This window comes from Actinomycetota bacterium (genome assembly GCA_005888325.1).
In the GTDB taxonomy this organism is placed as follows: Bacteria; Actinomycetota; Acidimicrobiia; order Acidimicrobiales; family AC-14; genus AC-14.
In genome coordinates this window covers 11,730-17,116 of the sequence record VAWU01000047.1, presented here as the reverse complement: position 1 = coordinate 17,116, position 5,387 = coordinate 11,730, and the positions used below count along the sequence as shown (strand labels likewise).

Genomic DNA, 5,387 nt, shown 5'->3' with positions numbered 1-5,387 from the left:
CAATTGAACGCCAGACGTCATCGAAGGCGCGGCTGAACTTGGTGTCGCGGTCGCGGATCAGGTGGCGGGGAACGTGACCGCGTTGTTCCATCGCGGTCACGACATTGCGTGCTTGTTGGGTCACCCACGCGCCTGTCGGATGCGCGGTTACGCCCGCCAGCCACACCCGGCGCGAGCCGACCTCGATGAAGAACAGCACGTAGAGGCGCTGCAACAACACGATGTCGACGCTGAAGAAGTCACAGGCCACGAGACCCGCGGCCTGGGAACGGATGAAGGGCCGCCAGGTCGTCGATGATCGCCGCGGTGCGGGATGGATGCCATGGCCCGCCAGGACGCGGCGAATCGAGCTGGCCGAGACGCGACAGCCGAGACGGGCCAGTTCTCCTTGGATCCGCTGATAACCCATCGGGGATTCTCTCGGGCCAGGCGAACAATGACGGCTTGGATGTCGTCGCCAAGTGGTCGCCGGCCTTTCGGGGTCGTCGGGTAGGTCCAATGCCGGCGCAAGATCCGCCGGGGTACACCATGCACGCGCAACCGAAGCGCGCTGGGGGACGATTCGCCGCACCAACCCCTTTCCCCCGGCCGCTCTCCGGCTGTGAGACGGCCGCCGGGGGGCAACCCCTCAGCCAGGCTGGCATCCCCGGCGCCCCCTGGCGACGTCACCGTTTGCCTGACGTCGGCTCGGGGGTAGCAAGGACAGCCCGGGGCGGGCGCCGCGCTTCCCCAGAGACCCTTTTGCCGCGCGGCGCCCGTCCCAACCCTTCCAAGCCTGTCCCGTCACCGCCCTGAAGCGATAAGCACCCGCCAGGGCAGGGTGTGTCGGGGGGACCCTGGCGGGTGCTGTCAGTCCTTTCCTTGCCCACCTGGCGCGGTTATCAAGCCTCGCTATGCATTTTTTTGTAACCGCCCCTACTCGTCGATCGAATACCGGCGACTGATGCGAGCGCGGCGGTAGGCCGGTCCTTCCGCACCGGCCGCTGACTGAGCTACCTGCCGACGGCTCGGCCCGTCGCAGCGATACCGTGCTGCTTGGCCCAGTCGCGGACCTGGGGTGCCTTCTCCAACGCCGTGGCGGTCGCCTCGCGCAGCGCCTTCCGGCCGGCCTTGCGATCGATCGCTTTTTCAGCCTCGAGCGAGAGCCACGCCAGGCCGCCGAGTGGGATCGGCGCCCAATACTCGATGAGCCGATAGCCGAGCACGCCGAAGATCACCGCGCCGCGCGGCGCGCCGAACGCAGCGAGGACGAGCGTGAGCATCGTCTCGACCACACCGAGACCGCCTGGCGTCAGTGGAACCGCCGCGAGCACGTTGGCGAGCGCGAAGGCGACGAGGACTGCATCCGGCTCGAGCCGCGTGCCGAAGGCAGCGAGCAGCACCCAGAGACACGCGGCGTCGAGCAGCCACGCGCTCGCGGCACAGCCGACTGCTCGCGCGAGCAGGCGTCGGTCGTCGACGATGGCCTGCAGCTGTTCAGCGACGCGGCGCAGTCCATCGCCGACGGCGCTACCGTCGACGAACGGGATCCGCCCGGTCACGCGACAGGCGAGTTGAGCGGCGCGGTTACGCCCTCGCAGAAGTCCGACCACGCCCAGCCCGAGCAGGGCGAGCAGCGCCGCGCCGAATCCCGCGGCGAGCGCGTACAGCGGCCGGAAACCGTGCAGGGGAACGGTGATGACGAGACCGATCCACAGCAGCAGGTTGAGCACGACCGCGGAGCCGATGCTCTGCACACCGAGCACGAATCCAGTGTCGCTGCCCGAGAGGCCGGCGTCCCGCAGCAGCTTGTACCCGAGCGACGTCCCCGCGACCGAGCCACCGGGGATCACGTGGCTCGTGCCGAGCGTCGCCACGGTGATGCGCGCCGCAGTCGGCAAGGGCAGTGAGCCGTGCGGTGCGAGCGATCGGGTGAGCTCCGTGTACGCCGCGAGCGAGCCGGCTTGCAGGAGCACGCCGGCAACGATCCATCCGCCGCCGACATGACCGAGCAGATGGACCACCTGTCGCATGCCGGCGAGTTGCGGCACGACGAGGTACTCCACCACGATGGCGGCGACGAGGGTCGACAGCACCCGCCGGATGGCACGCACCGATCGATTACGGGTGCTCCGACGGTGCGACCTGCGCTGCTTGGCGATGGGTTGGCCTTTACCCACCGCGCCGCAACCTCAGCGCCAGGCCGGCTCCGACGCCTGCTCATAGTGCTCGAACGCCTTCGTCAGGCCGTCAACGACCTCGGCCGTCGTCTCGAACAGCGCGATCGGGATCTCCTGGAGCAGCTGGGGGTGTCAGAGGCGACGATCAGCCGCGACCTCAAGGCCATCTTTCCCGGCGCCATCCCGTGACCGCCCTACACCTGCCGACGTTCCCTGGAGCATTGGCGAGAGCTGCAGCGCCAGGGTCGGGTGCGGATTGGGGATCGGGCGCCGGATTAGGAGCGCTCTCGGGGATAAGCCCGGATCTCACGCCGATCCTCGCGGGCGCGATCGCCTGCCCTGCCCAATCCTGGTCTGTTTCCTCGACGTGGGGAGCTGCGCCCCCCACACCCCCGGGCTTACGGCTTGCGCCTTCGTCGCAAGCCGGTCTCGCCGCCTCGCTGCGCTCCTTGGCAAGTACGCGGCGGCCCGCCGCAGGATCTCGTTCTCCATCTCGAGCCAGCGCTTGTCGCGGCGCAGCTGCACCATCTCGCTCTGCTCGGCCGTGGTGAGGCCATCTCGGATCCCGTCGTCGATGTCGGCCTGACGCCATCCAACGGCGCACCGACTCCGGTGCGATGTCGACGTTTCGCGTCCCTCGAACCATACTGCCCTGCTCATGGTGGGAACCGGCAGATCACCGACCCCGCGCGCCGCCCAGCTGGGGGTCATGAAATGCTCGAACGATTCGATCGTTTCGCTTCAACCGCGGTTTGTTCCTGGTGCTTGTAGCCGTCTTACCGACCATGACCCTAAGCGCGTTTGCCGACGTGGCCCGAGGCTCTGGCTGGCTTGCAGTGGCGACGGGAGGGGTACGGCTGTCGCCGAGATGCTCTGAATGGCCGAGCACCGCCGGGGACGGCTCTAGCGACAGCTTGTCGACCGTGCGCGTTCTTCCAAGAACGCCGCAAGTCATCCGGCTTGCCGGTTATTGGTCGTGCTCTCGTGCGTCTCAAGCCCCACCGCGTCTCGCAGTTCGATCATGTCCGTACGCAAATCAGTCTCGTCGTGTCCCTCGATGAGATGGCGCATGAGATCAGACAGGCCGTCGGTAATGGCATTGAGCTTGTGCTGAATGGCCTGATCGCTTCGTGTCTGGCTGTTCTGGAGAAGTGCAACCATCAGGAATGTGATGATGGTCGTCGCGGTGTTGATGATTAGCTGCCAGGTATCGACATTTCGGATGAAGAAATAGGATGGCGCCCACAGGACGATCAGGAGTACGCAAAAGGCGAAGAAATAGGCCCGACTGGCGATCAGGGCCGACCATCCCGCGAAGCGATCGAAGAATCCAACCCGGGCCGAGACTTCGCTCGGCATCAAGACCGGTCTGGTGTCTTTGGCGGTCATGTTGGGGGTCCGGGATTCGGCTGCCGCCCTATTGTTCCCGAGTACCGCTGAAACAAACCGTGGCGACGGACGAGAGCGGTCGGGGACAGCAGCCCGGGTGCTAAGCAGGTATGCAATCGAGGTGCCTTTGTTGTCCGGTGGCCTGACACGTGGGGAGGCGCCGCCACTACGTCGACCCCCTCTCGGGTCGTGGTGCGACGTACGATTTGTGGCCACCGCAGTGATCCGATCACGGAGATGAGGGCGCGCCAGAATTCGCTCGATCGAATCCGTTCGGCGGGGACCTCACGATCACTTGGTGGTCGCCAACTTCGACGACATCAGTCCAAGGGACATACACCGCGCGTCGCTGCAACCGACGCACGAGTGCCTTGAGGACCCATGGTCCGCGTGTCTCTTGATCATGTTCATAGCCGGGACGTCCCACGTAGCCGAGCTGAGTCCCGAATGTCCCCCGCCCGGCAATCAGGCCGTGGATGCGAAACGCGGCGGCGGTCGCGCTGACCGGGCCATCTTGAACCAGATAGACGTCGTGGACCTGTCCCCAGTTACGCCCGTGCTGGTCGACGACGGCGCGTTCGAGCAGATCACTGAGGCGCATCGTCGGACCTCGCGTCGATACCAGACCCGGGAAGGTGAGCTAAGACGTTGCGCGCCAGCCATCGATCGAGCGTCGCGACCTCCAGCTCATGGCGCCGCGGCGTGATGTGGAGCGCGGGGCCGATGTGCTTTACCTCGGACATGTCGATGCGAGCCGGCCCCGGCCGCTCAACCGGGACGAAGACCCTTCGCAGTAGCTCGAGCCGTTGCGCGAGCCTGCGGTTGAATCGCCGCGCCAGGGCCGCGTTCCCACACAGGACCGCGGTCAGGATGGGCAGACCGTCGGGCTCCTCGGGTAGGGAGAACTCGAGGTCGTCGACCTTGGCACTGGGGATGCCCTCGGCGTCGAGGATCGGGCGGTCGAGTAGGTGCAGACGCGCCCACAGCTCACGGCCCGCCGCGCTCATCCCCCCGCCTTGGTGATGATCATTAACGGAACGGCGGCGACGGAGACGACCAGGAGGAGCACGAGGAAGGCAACGCCGAGCGCGTTCGACACCGGGGTATTCGTCTTGACTCCCATGTATTCGGGGTCGTTGGCCACCACCAGCACGGGAAAGTAGGTCAAGGGCAAGGCAGCGGCCGACAGCACGATGACGAACTCGGTCAACTTCACGGGATCGGCTCGGCTGAGCAACACAGCGGCGGCGGCGACGAGGGTGAGGATCAGGCTGAGATGAAACCGGGCGTCGTCCTTGGGTGCGACGAACTTGCCCCACTGCCATCCGAAGTACTGAGCGATGCTGTAGCCGCAGGCCAGTGTCGTCTCCAAGGCGGCGCCGAAGGTGCACGCGAAGAAACCGAGGAGCACCACGATGAGCGCCCACTTGCCCAGGGCGACCGACGTCGGCAACGCGGCCTGGTAGAGGTGGCCCACGTCGATCTGGCGGGGGCCGAGCACGAGACTCGCGCCCAGCATCAGCGACAGCGTGACGGCCGCGCCGAGCGGGAACCCGATGAAGACGTTGGCGCGCAGAACGGGAAGGTCGCGCTTGGCCCAGTGCTGCTCGATGGCACCGGAGGAGAAGAAGAACACCTCGTAGGGCATCAGCCCGGCACCGAACAGCGCGATCGCGTAGTAGAAGTAACTAGCCACGCTCTCCGTGCCGGGCTTGGCCGGGTGCAGCACCTGGTGGGCGACGTTCCCCCAGTCGGGACGGAGCTGCCACACCGCGATCCCGGTTACGACCAGCGCCAAGCCGGACAGGCCGAAGGCGTTTTCCATGACCTCGAAGTTGA

5 protein-coding genes and 1 pseudogene (1 of these 6 only partly in view) are annotated in these 5,387 nt (G+C 66.4%); all 6 read right to left on the bottom strand.

Annotation, left to right across the window (positions count from 1 at the left end; genetic code table 11):
• A partial coding sequence (locus E6G06_15255) for an integrase (GenBank protein ID TML89040.1) occupies window positions 1-409 on the bottom strand: 409 nt, incomplete at its 3' end.
• 583 nt (window positions 410-992) lie between these two features.
• Window positions 993-2,075: a UPF0104 family protein gene (locus E6G06_15250; GenBank protein TML89039.1), complete on the bottom strand. Its 1,083-nt coding sequence runs from the start codon at window positions 2,073-2,075 to the stop codon at window positions 993-995.
• Between the two features lie 1,035 nt (window positions 2,076-3,110).
• A complete protein-coding gene (locus E6G06_15245; protein TML89042.1) occupies window positions 3,111-3,518 on the bottom strand; it encodes a low affinity iron permease family protein in 408 nt (135 codons plus the stop codon).
• A 259-nt stretch (window positions 3,519-3,777) separates the two neighbouring features.
• Complete coding sequence (locus E6G06_15240) at window positions 3,778-4,149, bottom strand: PRC-barrel domain containing protein (GenBank protein ID TML89038.1); 372 nt, start codon at window positions 4,147-4,149, stop codon at window positions 3,778-3,780.
• Window positions 4,136-4,555: a hypothetical protein gene (locus E6G06_15235; GenBank protein TML89037.1), complete on the bottom strand. Its 420-nt coding sequence runs from the start codon at window positions 4,553-4,555 to the stop codon at window positions 4,136-4,138. Before E6G06_15235 ends, E6G06_15240 begins: the two co-directional genes overlap by 14 nt.
• Window positions 4,552-5,387, bottom strand: a pseudogene (locus tag E6G06_15230) (divalent metal cation transporter) (it continues 370 nt past the right edge of the window). Before E6G06_15230 ends, E6G06_15235 begins: the two are co-directional and overlap by 4 nt.

Coding starts and splice junctions, on each gene's coding strand:
- E6G06_15245 (TML89042.1), bottom strand. CDS start 3,518: ATGCCGAGCGAAGTCTCGGCCCGGGTTGGATTCTTCGATCGCTTCGCG.
- E6G06_15240 (TML89038.1), bottom strand. CDS start 4,149: ATGCGCCTCAGTGATCTGCTCGAACGCGCCGTCGTCGACCAGCACGGG.
- E6G06_15235 (TML89037.1), bottom strand. CDS start 4,555: ATGAGCGCGGCGGGCCGTGAGCTGTGGGCGCGTCTGCACCTACTCGAC.